Here is an 18,560-nt window from a genome sequence, read left to right on the forward strand (position 1 = left end):
CTCATCGACACCCTGCAGCGGCGCCTGGCGCGCACCCTCACCAGCCTGGCGCCAGCGCTGTCGCGCTGGGCCGAGGGCGACTTCGCCCAACCTGTCGCGCTGGGCAAGACCAACCTCGAGCTGCACGACATCCAGGAATCGCTCAACCGCCTGCGCCAGTACCTGGTGACCCTGGTCGGCACCATCCGCCACAATGCCGAGCAGGTGGCTGGCAGCAGCCACGCCCTGGCCGGCATGAGCACCGCGCTGCACGACGGAGCCGAGCGCCAGGCCGGCGACACCGCACAGATCCGCGATGCGCTGGGCGAGCTGGAAGCAACCATCCAGCAGGTGGCCGGCGATGCCAGTTCGGCCGCCGATGCCAGCCGCGACGCCGGGCGCGCCGTGGAGCACGGGCAGACGGTGATCGGACAGAGCCTCTCGGGCCTGCGCGCCCTGGTCGACGAGGTGCAGGGCAACGCGCAACTGATCGAACAGCTCGCCGAGGAATCGGCGACCATCGGCGGCGTGCTGACGGTGATCCGCTCGATCGCCGAGCAGACCAACCTGCTGGCGCTCAACGCCGCCATCGAAGCGGCGCGCGCTGGCGAAATGGGCCGCGGCTTTGCCGTGGTCGCCGACGAGGTACGTTCGCTGGCCCAGCGTACCACCGGTGCCACCGGCGAGATCCAGGCGCTGATCGACCGCCTGCAGCAGGCGGCGCGCCAGTCGGTGGACGGCATGCGGACCCAGCTCGAACACGCCGAGGCCACCGCCAATCAGGCCCAGGCAGCCGATGGCGCGCTGGATGAGATCGTCAACGCCATTCGCACCATCTCCGATACCGCAGTGAGAATTGCCGATGTCACCGCCCAGCAGAGCGGTGCGGTGAGCGAGATACGCGACCACAGCGAGCGGATCCATGCCCTTGGGGAGGACAACCTGCAGCGCATCGGCGAAGGGCGCGAGCAGGGTGAGCAGTTGCTGCAGCTCGGTGGTGAGCTGAACACGGCGGTGGGGGCTTTCAGGGTGTGATCGACAGGTCGAGCCCTTTCGCGGGCTTGCCCGCGAAGGCGCCAGGCGTGCAAGCACCTGGACCTGCGACCACCTGTCATCCCCGCCTCCAGTCAACTCCGCTATCATGCCGGGCGTGTTCCACCTTGCGAGTCCGCCATGCGCCGCCTGTTTTTCCTGCTGTTCCTGCTGCTGGCCAGCCCCGCCTTCGCCTCGGGCCTGCTGGACAACCGGCCCAGCGCCACCCTCGGCTCAGCGTCGTTGTCCAACAGTGCCGACTTCCTGCCGGTCCACGAGGCGTTCAAGCTCGACCTGATCCAGGCTGACGCCCAGTCGATCAAGCTGCGCTTCGTCGCCACCGAGGGCTACTACCTCTACCGCCATCGCTTCCAGTTCCACAGCGAGCCTGCCGAGATCACCCTCGGCGCTGCGAAGATTCCCCAGGGCGAGGCCAAGCACGACGAGTTCTTCGGCGATGTCGAGGTCTATCACGGCATCGTCGACATCGAGGTGCCACGCACCGACCCGCGGGCATTCACCCTGCTGGTCGGCTACCAGGGGTGCGCCGACAAGGGCCTGTGCTACCCACCGGAGACCGCACGGCTGGCGATACCCGGCGAAGGCACCAGCGCGTCCACGGCTACCGACCAGGGCTGGGACTGGCGGGCACTGCTGCTGTTCTTCCTCGCAGGGCTGGGCCTGACCTTCACCCCTTGCGTGCTGCCGATGCTGCCGATTCTTTCCGGTGTGGTGCTGCGCGGGCAGGTCGGTGGCTGGCGCGGCTTCAGCCTGTCGCTGGCCTACGTGCTGCCGATGGCTGCGAGCTTCGCGGCGCTCGGTGCGCTGATGGGCCTGTTCGGTGCCAGCCTCAACCTGCAGGCGCGCTTGCAATCGGCCTGGGTGCTGGTGCCCTTCGCGCTGTTCTTCGGGCTGTTCGCGCTGGCGATGTTCGGCCTGTTCGAACTCAAGCTGCCGCAAGCGCTGAGCCAGCGCCTGGATCGCCTCGCCAGCAATACCCGCGGCGGTTCGCTACTGGGCGCGGCAGTGCTGGGCGTGCTCTCCAGCCTGCTGGTATCGCCCTGCGTCTCGGCGCCCCTGGCGGGTGCGCTGCTGTACATCAGCGCCAGCGGTGATGCCCTGGGGGGTGCACTGAAACTGTTCGCGCTCGGGCTGGGCATGGGCGCACCGCTGTTGCTGGTGGCGACCGGCGGTGCAGCCTGGCTGCCCAGGAGCGGACCGTGGATGAACACGGTGAAGAACGTGATCGGCGTACTGCTGCTGGGTGTGGCCATCGGCCTGCTCAGCCGTGTGCTGCCAGGGCCGGTGACTCTGGTGCTGGTCGGCCTGCTGGCGGCAGGGGTGGCGCTGTTCCTTGGCGCCCTGGAGTTCGTGGTCAAGACTCCGCGCCAGCGGCTCAGCCAACTGCTGGGCCTGTTCTGCCTCGTCTATGCGCTGGCCTGCTGGTATGGCGCACTGGGCGGCCAGGGCGACCCGCTGCGGCCATTGCCCGGTCCGGTTGCCAGCGCCTCGTCCCCGGGCACTTCGCAGGCCGGCGCCTGGCAGACCGTCACGCCCCCCGTCGCGCTCGACGCCGCACTGGCCCAGGCCAAGGCCGCGGGGCAACCGGTGCTGCTGGACTGGTACGCCGACTGGTGCATCAGTTGCAAGGTGATCGAGCATGAAGTGCTCACCGCGCCAGCAGTGCAGTCAGGGCTGGTGGGGTTCAAGCTGTTGCGCTTCGACATCACCGACAGCACTGCCGAACAACGCAGCCTGCTCGACCGCTACCAGCTGTTCGGCCCGCCCGCACTGTTGTTCTTTGCTGCGAACGGCAGCGAAATGACCGCTGATCGGGTGGTGGGCGAGGTAAATGCCGAAGATTTTGCGAAGATTCTGACGCGCACGCGCAGCAAACTCGGGCTATAACTTCCCGCGCACCGGGAAATTTCTCCGACACAGTGACCGGAGCACTCCTTCCGGTCACATACTTTGCGCGAACCTCGGACATCGTGCTGGCTATTGCCGGGAACTGGACACTCGCTAGTCTCTTGCGGCATAGTCGCCGCGCTATGTCGAATTGCCCTACAAAACCAAGGAAACCGCAGATGGCCACCCTACTGGTGCTGCACGGCCCCAACCTCAACCTGCTCGGCACTCGCGAGCCAGGGGTCTACGGCGCCGTCACCCTCGCCCAGATCAACCAGGACCTCGAGCAGCGCGCCCGCGCCGCCGGCCACCATCTGCAGTACCTGCAGAGCAATGCCGAGTACGAACTGATCGACCGCATCCATGCCGCACGCAACGAAGGCGTGGACTTCATCCTGATCAATCCGGCCGCTTTCACCCACACCAGCGTCGCATTACGTGACGCATTGCTCGCAGTGAGCATCCCATTCATCGAAGTGCACCTGTCCAACGTGCACAAGCGTGAACCGTTCCGTCATCACTCCTACTTCTCCGATGTGGCTGTGGGCGTGATCTGCGGCCTGGGCGCCAGCGGTTACCGGCTGGCCCTGGAGTCTGCACTGGAACACCTGGCTGCCAACGCACAGCCCTGATGACGCAAGGCCCAGGCCTGATGACCTGGGCCTCGAAACACTACGAAGAAACGTTTTCGACACGTTTTGATAATTAAGTCCCCGACCGAACCTTGGGAGTTGCTGATTAATGGATATCCGTAAAGTCAAAAAGCTGATCGAACTGCTGGAAGAGTCCGGCATCGACGAACTGGAGATCAAGGAAGGCGAAGAGTCCGTCCGCATCAGCCGTAACAGCAAGCAACCTGCCGGCGCCCAGTACTTCGCAGCCCCGGCCCCAGTTGCCGCACCCGTTGCCGCCGCGCCTGTCGCTGCCGCCGCACCGGCTGCCGAAGCTGCAGCACCCGCCCTCAAGGGCACCGTGATCCGCTCGCCGATGGTCGGTACCTTCTACCGCAAGCCGTCGCCGACCTCGCCGAACTTCGCTGAAGTCGGTCAGTCGGTGAAAAAGGGCGAGACCCTGTGCATCGTCGAAGCAATGAAGATGATGAACCACATCGAAGCCGATATCGGCGGTGTCATCGACGCCATCCTGGTGGAAGACGGTCAGCCGGTTGAGTTCGACCAGCCGCTGTTCACCATCGTTTGAATCGCGGAGAGCCAACGATGTCTGGGAAGCTCGAAAAAGTCCTGATCGCCAACCGTGGGGAAATTGCCCTGCGGATCCTGCGTGCCTGCAAAGAGCTGGGCATCAAGACCGTCGCGGTCCACTCCACCGCTGACCGCGAACTGATGCACCTGGGTCTGGCAGACGAATCGGTCTGCATCGGCCCGGCACCGTCGAAAGAGTCCTACCTGCACATCCCGGCGATCATCGCTGCCGCCGAAGTGACTGGCGCCACCGCCATTCACCCGGGCTACGGCTTCCTCGCCGAGAACGCCGACTTCGCCGAGCAGGTGGAGAAATCCGGTTTCGCCTTCATCGGCCCGAAAGCCGACACCATCCGCCTGATGGGCGACAAGGTGTCGGCCAAGGACGCCATGATCAAGTCGGGCGTGCCGACCGTACCGGGCTCCGACGGCCCGCTGCCGGAAGACGAAGAGACTGCACTGGCCATCGCCCGTGAAGTCGGTTATCCGGTGATCATCAAGGCCGCCGGCGGCGGCGGTGGTCGCGGCATGCGCGTTGTGCACAAGGAAGAAGACCTGATCGCCTCGGCCAAGCTGACCCGTACCGAAGCCGGTGCTGCGTTCGGCAACCCGATGGTCTACCTGGAGAAGTTCCTCACCAACCCACGCCACGTGGAAGTGCAGGTACTGTCCGACGGCCAGGGCAACGCCGTGCACCTGGGCGACCGCGACTGCTCGCTGCAGCGCCGTCACCAGAAGGTACTGGAAGAAGCGCCGGCACCGGGCATCGACGAGAAGGCCCGCCAGGAAGTGTTCAAGCGTTGCGTCGATGCGTGCGTCGAGATCGGCTACCGCGGTGCGGGTACCTTCGAGTTCCTGTACGAGAACGGCCGCTTCTACTTCATCGAGATGAACACCCGCGTCCAGGTCGAGCACCCGGTCTCGGAGATGGTCACCGGCATCGACATCGTCAAGGAGATGCTCAGCATCGCCGCTGGCAACAAGCTGTCGTTCCGCCAGGAAGACGTGGTGATCCGCGGTCACTCGCTGGAGTGCCGGATCAACGCCGAAGACCCGAAGAAGTTCATCCCGAGCCCAGGTACCGTCAAGCACTTCCACGCTCCGGGCGGCAATGGCGTGCGGGTCGATTCGCACCTGTACAGCGGCTATTCGGTTCCGCCGAACTACGACTCGCTGATCGGCAAGCTGATCACCTACGGCAAGGATCGCGACGAAGCCATGGCGCGCATGCGCAATGCGCTCGACGAGATCGTCGTCGACGGGATCAAGACCAACGTGCCGCTGCACCGCGAACTGGTGCGCGACGAAGGTTTCTGCAAAGGCGGCGTCAACATCCACTACCTCGAGCACAAACTGGCCAACCAGGAGTGATCGCGTTAGCGTGATGCACAAAACCCCGGCCCTGCGCCGTAATGCTGTTCACTTAAGCGGAACAGCCTTACGGTCCACCGGATACCGGGTTTTGGAAATCTTCACCGTCCTTGGCCGCCCTGGCCTTGGGCGGTGATCCAGAAACATCCCCGCGACACCTCCCCGCATCTCAGCCAACCTTCTACCTGTAGCCGATACCGGATTGGCCGCAGCCATGACGATCAACTGCACGGCGATGTACTGGCAGGCCGGCTTGAAACGTATGTCAGAAGGCGTTCGGCCAAAGGCTACAGCCGCTTGGCTAGCCTCCCGACGGATGATGTTGTAAGCCAGCAAGAGTCCCCAGACCTCCTGATAGATCAGCTCGATTTTCTTGCTGCGCAGCGTCACGGCATTCTGTTGCATGGAGCTTTTGATGTCCCGGAAACCTAGCTCGATCTCCCAGCGCTCCAGGTACAGCTCGGCTACCGCGTCTGCGCTGTAACGGTCGGCAGGCAATGAGGTGAGCAGCGATCTGACGTGCCCCTGGCTTTCATAAGTGACTTCACGCACTTCCCAGTGCGTGGGCAAATCCGGGTTTCGTTTGCGAGCCTGGGGGGAGACCTTCATGCGAACACGCCGGTCGTGCTCGCCATAACGCTCAACTTCTTCCATGACCAGATTCTTGCGAGCCGGCGTCAACCAGTGACGATTTATACCCCCTTCAGCGACGCTCAATAGCAGGTCGGCACCCCAAAAGCCCTTATCGAATAACGTGATCGAGTCATCTGGAATCTGCCCGAGGAAGCTTTCGGCCAGGCGCATTTCGCTGCCCCGGTAAGGACTGAGCTGGGCGTCGAGGATCACATGGGAGCGCACATTCATCAGCGCAACGAGGCGCAGCATCGGGAACGGTGTCTGGCGCTCGGTGCCGGTGTTGCCTGAGCCAAAATGCTCTCGCAACTCAGGTGAGTCAGGCGTTCGCATCAATGCGCCGTCCACCGCGAACACTTGTAGGCCACCCCAGTCATCACCTTCGTATCGCTCGCAGCCCCACTGCTTGGCAGTCTGGCGGAACAGCGACTCGACTGGGTCGGCACCCAGCCGTTTACGCGCCTCAGTCACGCCGCTGCGCGCTAACAACTGATCAGAAGCCAATCCTTGGGCACAGATATTCAGGCGTCTGGCCACCTCGTGCACAGGTTCATCACGGAACAAGGCCATGCCCAGCACCAACCAAAGCACCTGATCGCTCGGCAAGCGGCGCCTCCGGATGGTGGCTTGTGTCGAAAGATTAAGCGCACTGGCAACCCACTCAACAGGGATGTTCTGGGTAAAAGTGCTGAGGTCAGAGAAGTTGAAGAGATCGCCGAGGTCGAGCAACTGCTGCTGAATGGGCATAAAAAATCCGATACCAGAGGGCTGGTATCGGATTTTCTAGAAACCCCGGCTTGGACTCAAATGCTTAAGTGAACAGCATTACGGCCCTGCGCCGGGGTTTTTTATTGCCCTGCACAAGACCCGCCCTTCTCCAGCCCTGCTCTACAAACCCCACGCAGTCGCGTAAACTGACGCCCTTTCGCGCAGCCTCGGGCTGCCCCTGTCGATTTACCAAAGGTGCCCGCCATGCCCTGGCTGCAAGTACGCCTGGCCATCAGCCCGGAACAAGCCGAAACCTACGAAGACGCCCTGCTCGAAGTGGGTGCGGTCTCGGTCACGTTCATGGACGCAGAAGACCAGCCGATCTTCGAACCGGACCTCAACACCACCCCGCTGTGGTCGCACACCCACCTGCTGGCCCTGTTCGAGGCCGATGCCGAACCCGAGGCGGTGTTCGCGCACCTGCAACTGCTGACTGGCGCGGAGCTTCCCGAGCACCAGGCCGAGGTGATCGAGGACCAGGATTGGGAACGCAGCTGGATGGACGGCTTCCAGCCGATGCGCTTCGGCCAGCGCCTGTGGATCGTGCCGAGCTGGCACGAGGCCCCGGAGAAAGACGCCGTCAACCTGCTGCTCGACCCGGGCCTGGCCTTCGGCACCGGCACCCATCCGACCACCGCACTGTGCCTGGAATGGCTCGACGGCCAGCAACTCGAAGGCACCCAGGTGCTGGACTTCGGCTGCGGCTCGGGCATCCTCGCCATCGCCGCCCTGCTGCTGGGCGCCCGTGAGGCCGTAGGTACCGACATCGACGTGCAGGCCATCGAAGCCTCGCGGGACAACGCCCAGCGCAACGGCATCGCCGACCAGAAGCTGGCGCTGTACCTGCCCGAGCACATGCCGGCCATGCAGGCCGACGTGCTGGTCGCCAATATCCTGGCCGGCCCGCTGGTCTCGCTGGCGCCGCAACTGTCCGGCCTGGTGCGCCCTGGCGGCCTGCTGGCGCTGTCGGGCATCCTCGCCGAACAGGGCGAGGAAGTGGCTGCAGCCTATACTGCCGATTTCGACCTGGACCCGATCGTCGTGCGTGACGGCTGGGTACGCATCAGTGGCCGTCGCCGCTAGGGTCTGTGTGAAAAGTCTTGAGACGAAGGTCAGGCAAGGCGAAAACAGCCGAGGAAGCGGAGTTTACGGGTTGTAAATGAGCATTCCGAGGCTGTTTTCAACGCAGCATGAACGAGTATCAAGGCTTTTCACGCAGAGCCTAGTGTCAACCTGGACTCAACCCCTGCACAACACCCGGACCGCCGCATGACCGACAGTTTCGTCACCCAGTGCCCGCATTGCCAGACCCGCTTTCGCATCACGCATCACCAGTTGAGCGTGGCCCGCGGGGTGGTGCGTTGCGGCCACTGCCTGCAGGTGTTCAATGCCGCCCGGCAGTTGCTCGAGCAGAGCCAGGGCGGCGCTGTACAGCCCGCTACCGCGACACCTGTCGAAACGCCAGCCACACCGGTGCCGGTAGTACCGGTAACGCCTCAAGTGCAGGAACCGGCCGTCGAACCGCCAACGCCAGCCCAGGATGACTGGGCTGCCACGCTGGACGCCATGGACCTGGACCAGGAACTGGCACGCCTGGAGCGCCGCAGCCCGTTGTCCGAGCGTCGAAGCGCCCAGCCTGACGACTCGCTGCAGGCGCGCCGTGACGACCAGCACCTCGAACCCCACGCTGACGTACCCTTCGGTACCGCGACCGATGATCGTCCCGAACAGGTATCCGAGTCGACACCGGCCCCTGTACTGATCGAGCAGGAACCGCTCGACCTGGCGCCCGTTGCACAGGACCGTACCGAACCGAGCCTCGGGCAGGCACTCGACCTCGACGATGACGACACTGCCGGGCACGCCCTCGGCAAACCCGACGAACCGCACGAGCTGCCGCTGTCGAATCGTGACGAACCCCGCCCGGAAAAAGGTCTCTCGGCTCGCGACGACGATGTGGCGGACATGGGCATGTCGGCACGCGACGACCAGGACGATGAAGACCATGCCGACGAACGGCTGGAACCGGTGCTGGCGAGCAAGCCTGCGCGTCCACGCAAGGAGCCGCTGGTCGATGTCGTCGACGACCCGCTGCAACTGGACTGGCAAAAACCCGCCCCGAACTGGGGCAGGCGCCTGCTCTGGGGCGTGCTGGCACTGATCGCCGCCGGCCTGCTGGCCTTCCAGTACGTCTACTACCATTTCGACGAGATGGCGCGTCATGACCGCTACCGACCGCTGTTCCAACAACTGTGCCCTTCGCTCGGCTGCCAGGTGCCCACCCGGGTCGACATCGCCCGGATCAAGAGCAGCAACCTGGTGGTGCGCAGCCATCCGGACTTCAAGGGCGCACTGATCGTCGATGCGATCATCTACAACCGCGCGTCCTTCAGCCAACCCTTCCCCTTGCTGGAGCTGCGCTTCGCCGACCTCAACGGCCAGTTGATCGCCAGTCGTCGCTTCAAGCCCAGCGAGTACCTGTCAGGCGAGCTGGCCGGGCGCGGCGAGATGCCCAGCCAGACCCCCATCCACATCGCCCTGGACATCCTCGACCCCGGACCGAAGGCAGTGAACTACAGCCTGAGCTTCCGTTCGCCGGAATAACGGCAGCTGCACGACGGGACCTGCGGCCGTGCGCTTGTAGCCGGTGGCTATAAGCTCACAACTGCTCAGATTTTATCCAGTTCCATCTTTATCCGGTCACCGAGAGCGGGTATCATGCCATCCCTTTTTCGAACTCCAATGATCCGGCCCCACAACAGGGAACACCTATGTCGGCGGTACGCATCGGCCCATATACACTGCAGAACAACCTGATCCTCGCGCCCATGGCCGGGGTCACGGACCAGCCTTTTCGCACGCTTTGCAAACGCCTGGGGGCGGGCATGGTGGTGTCGGAGATGGTCACCAGCGACATGAACCTGTGGAACAGCCGCAAATCGCGCCTGCGCCGCATCCACGAAGGCGATCCCGAGCCGCGCTCGGTACAGATCGCCGGCGGCGATGCGCAGATGCTGGCCGCGGCAGCGCGGGCCAACGTCGAATCCGGTGCCCAGATCATCGATATCAACATGGGCTGTCCGGCAAAAAAAGTCTGCAACAAGGCTGCAGGCTCTGCTTTATTGAGAGATGAAGCGCTGGTCGCTGAAATCCTCGAGGCAGTGGTCGGTTCGGTCGATGTGCCGGTCACCCTGAAGATTCGCACCGGGTGGGACCGCTCGAACAAGAATGGCCTGAACGTGGCGAAGATCGCTGAGCAGGCCGGAATCCAGGCGCTGGCGGTGCATGGCCGCACACGCGCCGACCTGTACACCGGTGAAGCCGAGTACGACACCATCGCTGCGATCAAGCAGGCGGTGTCGATCCCGGTGTTCGCCAACGGCGACATCACGTCGCCGGAAAAGGCCCGGGCGGTGCTGGATGCCACCGGGGCCGACGGCCTGCTGATCGGCCGTGCCGCCCAGGGGCGGCCGTGGATCTTCCGCGAGATCGAGCATTTCCTGCGGACAGGCGAGCATCTTCCGGCCCCCGGGCTGGATGAAGTGGAACGCATTCTGCTGGAGCACCTTGCCGCGCTGCATGCCTTCTATGGCGATGTGATGGGCGTACGTATCGCCCGCAAGCACGTGGGCTGGTACCTGGCAACACGCACGGGCGGCAGGGAGTTTCGCGCCCGCTTCAATGCCTTGGAAGATACCCAAGCGCAGTGCGCCAACGTTCGGGCGTTTTTCGCCGAACGTCGACAGAGCCTTGAGACAGAGGACGGACAAGGGGTGGCCGCATGACGATGATGACCGAGACATTAGTGAGTGGAACAACGCCCGTGAGCGACAACGCCAACCTCAAGCAGCACCTGAACACGCCGAGCGAAGAGGGCCAGACCCTGCGCGACAGCGTCGAGAAGGCACTGCACAACTATTTCGCCCACCTGGAAGGCGCCACCGTCACGGACGTGTACAACCTGGTGCTCTCGGAAGTCGAGGCACCGCTGCTCGAAAGCGTGATGAACCACGTCAAGGGCAACCAGACCAAGGCCAGCGAGATGCTCGGGCTCAACCGCGGCACCTTGCGCAAGAAGCTCAAGCAGTACGACCTGTTGTAAGCCAGAATCCCAATCAGAAAAGGCGGCTCCGTTGAAAGAGGCGCCTTTTTTGCTGACTCCACCGCGTTATGGAATCCGAAATGACCGACCAGACTACCCGCCTGCCGATCCGCCGCGCCCTGATCAGCGTCTCCGACAAGACCGGTATCCTCGAGTTCGCCCGTGAGCTGCAACAGCTCGGTGTCGAGATCCTGTCCACCGGCGGCACCTACAAGCTGCTCAAGGATAACGGCGTGAACGCGGTGGAAGTGGCCGACTACACCGGCTTCGCCGAAATGATGGACGGCCGGGTCAAGACCCTGCATCCGAAGATCCACGGCGGCATCCTCGGCCGTCGCGGCACCGACGACGCCATCATGAACGAGCACGGCATCAAGCCGATCGACCTGGTCGCGGTCAACCTGTATCCGTTCGAAGCCACCATCAGCAAGCCAGGCTGCGACCTGCCGACCGCCATCGAGAACATCGACATCGGCGGCCCGACCATGGTCCGTTCGGCGGCGAAGAACCACAAGGACGTCGCCATCGTGGTCAACGCCAGCGACTACGCCGGCATCGTCGAAGGCCTCAAGGCCGGCGGCCTGACCTACGCCCAGCGCTTCGACCTGATGCTCAAGGCCTTCGAGCACACCGCTGCCTACGACGGCATGATCGCCAACTACATGGGCAGCATCGACCAGTCCAGGGACACCCTGTCGACCGAAGGCCGCAGCGAGTTCCCGCGCACCTTCAACAGCCAGTTCGTCAAGGCCCAGGAAATGCGCTACGGCGAGAACCCGCACCAGAGCGCGGCGTTCTACGTCGAAGCGAAGAAGGGCGAAGCCAGCATCTCCACCGCCATCCAGCTGCAGGGCAAGGAGCTGTCGTTCAACAACGTGGCCGACACCGACGCCGCGCTTGAGTGCGTGAAGAGCTTCGTCAAGCCGGCCTGCGTCATCGTCAAGCACGCCAACCCGTGCGGCGTGGCGGTGGTACCGGAAAACGAAGGCGGCATCCGCAAGGCCTACGACCTGGCCTACGCCACCGACACCGAGTCGGCGTTCGGCGGCATCATCGCCTTCAACCGCGAACTCGACGGCGAGACCGCCAAGGCCATCGTCGAGCGTCAGTTCGTCGAAGTGATCATTGCACCGAAAATCTCCCAGGCTGCCCGTGACGTGGTCGCGGCCAAGCAGAACGTGCGCCTGCTCGAGTGTGGCGAATGGCCTGCCGAGCGTGCCGCCGGTTGGGACTACAAGCGCGTCAACGGTGGCCTGCTGGTGCAGAGCCGCGATATCGGCATGATTGGCGCCGACGACCTGAAGGTCGTGACCCAGCGCGCGCCGTCCGAGCAAGAGATCCACGACCTGGTATTCGCCTGGAAAGTGGCCAAGTTCGTCAAGTCCAACGCCATCGTCTATGCCAGGAACCGCCAGACCATCGGTGTCGGCGCTGGCCAGATGAGCCGCGTCAACTCCGCTCGCATCGCTGCAATCAAGGCGGAGCATGCTGGCCTGCAGGTGCAGGGTGCGGTCATGGCGTCGGACGCCTTCTTCCCGTTCCGCGACGGCATCGACAACGCCGCCAAGGTGGGCATCAGCGCCGTGATCCAGCCGGGTGGTTCGATGCGCGATGCAGAAGTCATCGCTGCCGCCGACGAGGCGGGCATTGCGATGGTGTTCACCGGTATGCGCCACTTCCGCCACTAATCCACGCGGATCTCGAGACTGGCAGCGTCCCTGTGGGAGCGGGCTTGCCCGCGAATACGATGGTGCAATCACCGCCGCATTCGCGGGCAAGCCCGCTCCCACACGATCTGCGCCAGCCACGGGATCACCTGAATCGAGGTTTTGACATGAAAGTTTTGATCATCGGCAGCGGCGGCCGTGAACACGCCCTGGCCTGGAAAGTCGCCCAGGACCCACGCGTCGAGAAAGTCTTCGTCGCGCCGGGTAACGCCGGTACCGCCATCGAGGCCAAGTGCGAGAACGTCGCCATCGACGTCTGCGCCCTCGAGCAACTGGCCGACTTCGCCGAGAAGAACGTCGACCTGACCATCGTCGGCCCTGAAGCGCCGCTGGTCATTGGTGTGGTCGACCTGTTCCGCAGCCGTGGCCTGGATTGCTTCGGCCCGACCAAGGGTGCAGCCCAGCTCGAAGGCTCCAAGGCCTTCACCAAGGATTTCCTGGCTCGCCACAAGATCCCGACCGCCGACTACCAGAACTTCACCGAGATCGAGCCGGCGCTGGCCTACCTGCGCGAGAAAGGCGCACCGATCGTGATCAAGGCCGACGGCCTGGCCGCAGGCAAGGGCGTGATCGTTGCCATGACCCTGCAGGAAGCCGAAGACGCCGTGCGCGACATGCTCGCCGGCAACGCCTTCGGTGACGCCGGGTCGCGCGTGGTGATCGAAGAGTTCCTCGACGGCGAGGAAGCCAGCTTCATCGTCATGGTCGATGGCCACAACGTGCTGCCGATGGCCACCAGCCAGGACCACAAACGTGTCGGCGATAAAGACACCGGCCCGAACACCGGCGGCATGGGCGCCTACTCGCCAGCCCCGGTGGTCACCGCCGAAGTGCACCAGCGCGTGATGGACCAGGTGATCTGGCCGACCGTGCGCGGCATGGCCGAGGAAGGCAACGTCTACACCGGTTTCCTCTACGCGGGCCTGATGATCGACAAGGCGGGCAACCCCAAGGTCATCGAGTTCAACTGCCGTTTCGGCGACCCGGAAACGCAGCCGGTCATGCTGCGCCTGGAGTCGAGCCTGGTACTGCTGGTCGAGGCCGCATTCGCCAAGGCCCTGGACAAGGTCGAAGCGCAGTGGGATCCACGTCCGAGCCTGGGTGTGGTGCTGGCAGCCGGCGGTTACCCTGGCGACTACGCCAAGGGCGACGTGATCAGCGGCCTGGACGCTGCAGCGAAGATCGAAGGCAAGGTGTTCCATGCCGGCACTTCGCTCAAGGACGGCCAGGTGACTACCAATGGTGGACGCGTCCTGTGCGCCACTGCCATGGGCAGCACCGTTGCCGACGCCCAGCAGCAGGCCTACCGCCTGGCCAGGGAAGTCAGCTGGAACGGTAGCTTCTACCGGACCGACATCGGCTACCGGGCCATCGCCCGCGAGCGCGGTGAACACCAGCAGTAAACTGCGACCTGCAGGCTGCCGTGCCCTGGCGCGCGGCCTGCGGCTCGTCGCCAGGGCCCCATCGGGGCCTTGCCTTCGGCGCGGCACGCCGCGCATAGTTGTTGTCCGGCTTATCAGCCAAGAAAGGATCTCGTCGTGCGTCGGCTTCGGATTGCCACTGCCCTGATCGTCAGCATGCTGACCCTGCTCTGCCTGCTCCCGGCTTCGGCCGAGCAAAGCGCGGGCTGGTCGGTCCTGCTTGATGAACAGGCGAGCCTGCAGCTTTCCGACGTACGCTCCGACCGCTATCGCAACCAGTTCAGCCCCCTGCAACTCGAGGCGCTGGATGCCGCGCTGCCCGACCAGGCCCTGTGGCTGCACTACCATCTGGAACCTGCCGACCAGGAACGCCTGCTGCGCATCTTCGCCCCTGACCTGTCGCGCCTTGACCTGTATGCCCTCGAAGGCGGCAAGTTGCTGCGCCAGTTGCACCATGGTCGCCAGCTGGGCCATGCCAGCCCGACCCTGCGCGGCAGCGACCACATCCTGCCACTGCCCAACGCCAGCCAGCCGCTGGACATCTACGTGCGCCTGGTCTCCGAACACCAGCTGCGCCCGGCGATCTCGCTGGAATCAGCCGCCAGCGCGGCCATCGACCAGCGCCAGCCGCTGCTGTTCGGGCTGCTGTTCGGTGGCCTGGTGATGCTGATCCTGCACAACCTGATCCGCTTCTTCTACACCCGCTCCAGCACCACCCTGGTGCTGGCGCTCTACCATGCCCTGATGCTGCTCAGCGCCCTGATCCTGCTCAATCTCAGCGGCCCCTGGTGGCACCTCTGGTACAGCGCGCAAACCCCTGCCGCCTATCTCACGCTGGTGCTGGCAGGGCTTTCGGGACTGTACTTCACCCAACGCTTCTTCTCGCCGTGCGCCTCGCCGCGACTCAACCGCATCCTGCAGGTCGAAATGCTGATCGCAGCCGTCAGCGGCCTGCTCCTGCTGTTCATCGACACCCTGCCCCTGAACCTGACCACCTATGCCCTGCTCGCCCTCGGCAGCCTGAGCATGCTGCTCGCCAGCAGCTACTACTGGTACAAGGGCTACAGCCCTGCACGCCTGTTCGCCCTGGCCATGCTGGTGTTCAACCTCGGCGGCCTGGTCCTGCTGCCTGCCCTGCTGGGTCTGACCCGAACGTCCACCCCATGGCTGCTGTGCATACTGCTGGGGCTGACTGTGGTCAGTGGCTTGCTGCTCAACCTCGCGGTCAGCGAACGCCTGCGCCGGATCAACGAAGAACGCGTGCGCGCCAGCCGGGCACTGGCCGCCAGCGATGCCGAGATCAACGCCAAGGCCGAGTTCCTGGCCAAGATCAGCCATGAGATCCGCACCCCCATGAACGGCGTGCTGGGCATGACCGAGTTGCTGCTCGGCACTCCGCTGTCGGTCAAGCAGCGCGACTATGTGCAGACCATTCACAGCGCCGGCAACGAACTGCTCACGCTGATCAACGAGATTCTCGACATCTCCAAGCTCGAATCGCGACAGATCGAACTGGACGATGTGCAGTTCGACCTCAACGCGCTGATCGAGGACTGCCTGAACATCTTCCGGGCCAAGGCCGAACAGCAGAACATCGAGCTGATCAGTTTCACCCAGCCCCAGGTGCCGCGGGTCATCAGCGGCGACCCGACGCGATTGCGCCAGGCGCTGTCGAGCCTTCTGGACAACGCCCTGAAGAACACCGACCAGGGCGAAATCCTGCTGGTGGTGGCCCTCGACCAGCGCGGCGATTCCCCGCGCCTGCGCATCGCCGTGCAGGACAGCGGCGAACCGATGGCCAGCGCCGAGCGCGAGGCGCTGCTGCAGGCCGAACTGCACAGCCACCACTTCCTCTCCAGCAACAAACTGGGCGGCCACCTGGGGCTGGTGATCGCCAAGCAATTGATCGGCCTGATGCACGGCGAGTTCGGTATCAAGACCAGTACCAGCCTGGGCAATACCCTGTGGCTCACCCTGCCGCTCGACCCGTTGCGCCTGGAGCAGCCACCGACCGACCTCGAAGGCCCACTGCGCGATGCCCGGGTGCTGGTGGTGGACGACAACGACACCTGCCGCAAGGTCCTGGTGCAACAGTGCAGCGCCTGGGGCATGAACGTCAGCGCGGTGCCGTCGGGCAAGGAGGCGCTGGCGCTGCTGCGCACCAAGGCACACCTGCGCGACTACTTCGACGCGGTGCTGCTCGACCAGAACATGCCGGGCATGACCGGCATGCAGCTGGCCGCCAAGATCAAGGAAGATCCGAGCCTGAATCACGACATCCTGGTGATCATGCTGACCGGGATCAGCAATGCGCCGAGCAAGATCATCGCCCGCAACGCCGGGGTCAAGCGCATCCTCGCCAAGCCTGTGGCCGGCTACACGCTCAAGACCACGCTCGCCGAAGAGCTGGCCCAACGTGGCCGCGAGCCGGCGATCACCGCCGCACTCGCAGGGGCACCGGCGCCTCTGGACCTGCCGGCCGACTTCCGCATCCTGGTCGCCGAAGACAACAGCATCTCGACCAAGGTGATCCGCGGCATGCTCGGCAAGCTCAACCTCGAGCCCGACACCGCCAGCAACGGCGAAGAGGCGCTGGAGGCGATGAAGGCCACGCGCTACGACCTGGTACTGATGGACTGCGAGATGCCGATACTCGATGGTTTCTCCGCCACCCAGCGCCTGCGCGACTGGGAAACCGCCAACCAGCGCCAGCGCACACCGGTGGTGGCGCTGACCGCTCACATCCTCAGCGAGCACAAGGAACGTGCACGCATGGCCGGCATGGACGGGCACATGGCCAAGCCGGTGGAGCTGTCGCAACTGCGCGAACTGGTGCAGTTCTGGGCAAACCAGCGCGCAGCCTCCACCGACCCCCTCCACACGCACTGACGACGCCCGTCGTTCAGATGACGTAGGCGCCGACCAGGGCGCCCTGGACGTCATCTATGTGTCATCCCCTCAAGTCGAGCCGACGAGGCTTCTCACGTTCCTTGTCGAGTATCAGGGCATGCAGTGCCGAGCGCCGCGGGGAGAACATCTCGCTGCGCAGGCTGAGCGACATCGCACGCATCTCCAGCCCCCCGCGCCATGCAGTCTGTCGTGCCGCCGCGGCCAGCGACTCCTGTGTGATCGGACATTCGCCATGCAGCGAGAAACTGCAAAGATCCAGCACCGGGCCGGGGCTGAGCAGCCCGAGCTCGACGCGCAGTTCACTGCCATCGGTCCCGTTGTGCACAGCAAAGCGCAGCAGGTGATCCCGGCCTGTGCTGAAGTCCTGCAGCAGTCCCATGAAGGCAGCCTGTAGCCCATCGGCATCGAGCTTTCGCTGCCTGAGCCAGAGCGCAAAGGGGCCATTGTCATTGGCGGCAGCGGACGAGCCAGGAGTGAGCTCGTCGTGCATGCTGGCCAACCTGATCCAGTCCAAAGACGCGAATGCCTTGCGGTAGGCCGATGCCCAGGCATCGGCATGATCGAAACGCGAGCCTGCTTGTCTGTTGGCCAGCAGTTGGCAGTAGTGCAGCGAGTCCAGGGCGTCCTCACGCTGCTGCAGCTCGATGCCGGGGGGCACGAGCAATGCGGTCTGGCCAACCAGGCTGAGGCTGTGACCTGAGTACGACATGGCGTTGGTTCCTTTTCCAGAAGCCCGAAAAGTACGGCGCCAACGGGCGCCGTACCCTGGATCAGATGTCGTACTGCAGGACGTTTTCGATGCTGCGCACGCCGAGCTTGTTTTCCAACGTCGCACGCACCTGGTCGTAAACGAAGTGGTTCAACGCCAGCACCGCCTGGCCGGAGTAATAGGCCGACCGCTCCAGCTTGAACTGCACGCCCAGCACATCCTCACTCAGGTTCGGCTCGGTCGATTCCAGGCAGGTCATGATCATGACCACCTCACCCTGCTCGGTTTCCACGCAGGCTGCGACACTGACCGATCCCCTTTCCAGCCTTTTTCGCTTGTGATGAACGATGCGCGAGTCGTGCTCTACCGTGGACAGCTTGTCGAAAGCACCCTTGGCCAGCACACCCAGCTTCGTCCCTCCCACCAGGGCACTGCCCGCTGCACCGATGGTACGCACAGCGACCGCGCCCAGGGTGAGCTGCAATTCGGAAGCCTTCTGCTTCTCGAAGCTGCGCCGAGGCGTGGTGAAGCCCACATCGCGCATCACATCGAGGAACTTGTTGTACCAGGCCCTGCCTCGCTCCTCGACGTCCAGCGCCTTGTCTGCCACCAGCGTGGCGAAGTGGAAGGCGTTTTTCACGTCGCGGCGGCTCTGCTCCGACATGCCTGCACCACAAGCCAGCAGGTTGCCTTCGACCAGCAGGCCGATATCAGTGCCGGTAACCGGGTTGTCATCGTTCATTCGAGAACTCCTCGTTGGTTGCCCCTGAACATCAGGGGCAATCAACTTAGCCAACA

15 protein-coding genes are annotated in these 18,560 nt (G+C 64.1%); 12 read left to right on the top strand and 3 right to left on the bottom strand.

Going from position 1 to position 18,560, the window contains the following annotated elements:
* The first annotated feature begins 234 nt into the window (after positions 1 to 234).
* The 5 genes from AC1TXO_RS23700 to accC all read left to right on the top strand — a co-directional run bounded on the left by AC1TXO_RS23700 (position 235) and on the right by accC (position 5,492).
* Complete coding sequence (locus AC1TXO_RS23700; protein ID WP_486406896.1) at positions 235 to 1,014, top strand: methyl-accepting chemotaxis protein; 780 nt, start codon at positions 235 to 237, stop codon at positions 1,012 to 1,014.
* Positions 1,015 to 1,152: 138 nt separating this feature from the next.
* Entirely contained in the window at positions 1,153 to 2,919 is a 1,767-nt protein-coding gene (locus tag AC1TXO_RS23705; protein ID WP_486403981.1) for a protein-disulfide reductase DsbD, read from the top strand.
* Positions 2,920 to 3,098: 179 nt separating this feature from the next.
* Positions 3,099 to 3,551: a type II 3-dehydroquinate dehydratase gene (gene aroQ / locus AC1TXO_RS23710; RefSeq protein ID WP_054894203.1), complete on the top strand. Its 453-nt coding sequence runs from the start codon at positions 3,099 to 3,101 to the stop codon at positions 3,549 to 3,551.
* Between the two features lie 109 nt (positions 3,552 to 3,660).
* The gene (gene accB / locus AC1TXO_RS23715; RefSeq protein WP_486403982.1) at positions 3,661 to 4,119 is read left to right on the top strand and encodes an acetyl-CoA carboxylase biotin carboxyl carrier protein; all 459 of its coding nucleotides are present in this window, start codon (positions 3,661 to 3,663) and stop codon (positions 4,117 to 4,119) included.
* 17 nt (positions 4,120 to 4,136) lie between these two features.
* On the top strand, positions 4,137 to 5,492 hold the full coding sequence (gene accC, locus AC1TXO_RS23720; RefSeq protein ID WP_486403983.1) for an acetyl-CoA carboxylase biotin carboxylase subunit: 1,356 nt from the start codon (positions 4,137 to 4,139) through the stop codon (positions 5,490 to 5,492).
* Between the two features lie 48 nt (positions 5,493 to 5,540).
* Here accC and AC1TXO_RS23725 read toward each other — a convergent pair whose 3' ends face one another.
* Positions 5,541 to 6,872: an IS4 family transposase gene (locus tag AC1TXO_RS23725; protein WP_486403472.1), complete on the bottom strand. Its 1,332-nt coding sequence runs from the start codon at positions 6,870 to 6,872 to the stop codon at positions 5,541 to 5,543.
* 225 nt (positions 6,873 to 7,097) lie between these two features.
* Here AC1TXO_RS23725 and prmA point away from each other — a divergent pair, with 225 nt between their 5' ends.
* The 7 genes from prmA (at position 7,098) to AC1TXO_RS23760 (ending at position 17,032) form a co-directional block, all read left to right on the top strand.
* Complete coding sequence (prmA, locus tag AC1TXO_RS23730) at positions 7,098 to 7,976, top strand: 50S ribosomal protein L11 methyltransferase (protein ID WP_486403984.1); 879 nt, start codon at positions 7,098 to 7,100, stop codon at positions 7,974 to 7,976.
* Positions 7,977 to 8,162: 186 nt separating this feature from the next.
* Complete coding sequence (locus AC1TXO_RS23735; protein ID WP_486403985.1) at positions 8,163 to 9,497, top strand: DUF3426 domain-containing protein; 1,335 nt, start codon at positions 8,163 to 8,165, stop codon at positions 9,495 to 9,497.
* A 167-nt stretch (positions 9,498 to 9,664) separates the two neighbouring features.
* Positions 9,665 to 10,678, top strand: a complete 1,014-nt coding sequence (dusB, locus tag AC1TXO_RS23740) for a tRNA dihydrouridine synthase DusB (protein ID WP_486403986.1) — start codon at positions 9,665 to 9,667, stop codon at positions 10,676 to 10,678.
* Entirely contained in the window at positions 10,675 to 10,995 is a 321-nt protein-coding gene (gene fis, locus AC1TXO_RS23745; protein WP_029614158.1) for a DNA-binding transcriptional regulator Fis, read from the top strand. The genes dusB and fis overlap by 4 nt, the downstream gene beginning before the upstream one ends.
* Before the next feature lie 80 nt (positions 10,996 to 11,075).
* Positions 11,076 to 12,683, top strand: coding sequence for a bifunctional phosphoribosylaminoimidazolecarboxamide formyltransferase/IMP cyclohydrolase (gene purH / locus AC1TXO_RS23750; protein ID WP_486403987.1), 1,608 nt, complete (start codon positions 11,076 to 11,078; stop codon positions 12,681 to 12,683).
* A 146-nt stretch (positions 12,684 to 12,829) separates the two neighbouring features.
* Entirely contained in the window at positions 12,830 to 14,125 is a 1,296-nt protein-coding gene (purD, locus tag AC1TXO_RS23755; RefSeq protein ID WP_486403988.1) for a phosphoribosylamine--glycine ligase, read from the top strand.
* Positions 14,126 to 14,260: 135 nt separating this feature from the next.
* A complete protein-coding gene (locus tag AC1TXO_RS23760; protein WP_486403989.1) occupies positions 14,261 to 17,032 on the top strand; it encodes a hybrid sensor histidine kinase/response regulator in 2,772 nt (923 codons plus the stop codon).
* Between the two features lie 61 nt (positions 17,033 to 17,093).
* Here the strand turns inward: AC1TXO_RS23760 and AC1TXO_RS23765 are convergent, their stop codons facing one another.
* Positions 17,094 to 17,762 carry a hypothetical protein gene (locus AC1TXO_RS23765; RefSeq protein WP_486403990.1) on the bottom strand — a complete coding sequence of 223 codons (669 nt, stop codon included), beginning with the start codon at positions 17,760 to 17,762 and terminating at the stop codon, positions 17,094 to 17,096.
* Between the two features lie 61 nt (positions 17,763 to 17,823).
* Positions 17,824 to 18,504, bottom strand: a complete 681-nt coding sequence (locus AC1TXO_RS23770; protein ID WP_486403991.1) for a hypothetical protein — start codon at positions 18,502 to 18,504, stop codon at positions 17,824 to 17,826.
* Positions 18,505 to 18,560 lie beyond the last annotated feature (56 nt).

This window comes from Pseudomonas sp. FA117 (assembly GCF_057370475.1).

Excerpts from the sequence above, each read along its gene's own strand:
- fis (WP_029614158.1), top strand. The coding sequence starts at position 10,675 with ATGACGATGATGACCGAGACATTAGTGAGTGGAACAACGCCCGTGAGC.
- accB (WP_486403982.1), top strand. The coding sequence starts at position 3,661 with ATGGATATCCGTAAAGTCAAAAAGCTGATCGAACTGCTGGAAGAGTCC.
- AC1TXO_RS23700 (WP_486406896.1), top strand. The coding sequence starts at position 235 with ATGAGCACCGCGCTGCACGACGGAGCCGAGCGCCAGGCCGGCGACACC.
- AC1TXO_RS23705 (WP_486403981.1), top strand. The coding sequence starts at position 1,153 with ATGCGCCGCCTGTTTTTCCTGCTGTTCCTGCTGCTGGCCAGCCCCGCC.
- AC1TXO_RS23725 (WP_486403472.1), bottom strand. The coding sequence starts at position 6,872 with ATGCCCATTCAGCAGCAGTTGCTCGACCTCGGCGATCTCTTCAACTTC.
- dusB (WP_486403986.1), top strand. The coding sequence starts at position 9,665 with ATGTCGGCGGTACGCATCGGCCCATATACACTGCAGAACAACCTGATC.
- prmA (WP_486403984.1), top strand. The coding sequence starts at position 7,098 with ATGCCCTGGCTGCAAGTACGCCTGGCCATCAGCCCGGAACAAGCCGAA.
- purD (WP_486403988.1), top strand. The coding sequence starts at position 12,830 with ATGAAAGTTTTGATCATCGGCAGCGGCGGCCGTGAACACGCCCTGGCC.
- aroQ (WP_054894203.1), top strand. The coding sequence starts at position 3,099 with ATGGCCACCCTACTGGTGCTGCACGGCCCCAACCTCAACCTGCTCGGC.
- purH (WP_486403987.1), top strand. The coding sequence starts at position 11,076 with ATGACCGACCAGACTACCCGCCTGCCGATCCGCCGCGCCCTGATCAGC.
- AC1TXO_RS23770 (WP_486403991.1), bottom strand. The coding sequence starts at position 18,504 with ATGAACGATGACAACCCGGTTACCGGCACTGATATCGGCCTGCTGGTC.
- AC1TXO_RS23765 (WP_486403990.1), bottom strand. The coding sequence starts at position 17,762 with ATGTCGTACTCAGGTCACAGCCTCAGCCTGGTTGGCCAGACCGCATTG.
- AC1TXO_RS23735 (WP_486403985.1), top strand. The coding sequence starts at position 8,163 with ATGACCGACAGTTTCGTCACCCAGTGCCCGCATTGCCAGACCCGCTTT.
- accC (WP_486403983.1), top strand. The coding sequence starts at position 4,137 with ATGTCTGGGAAGCTCGAAAAAGTCCTGATCGCCAACCGTGGGGAAATT.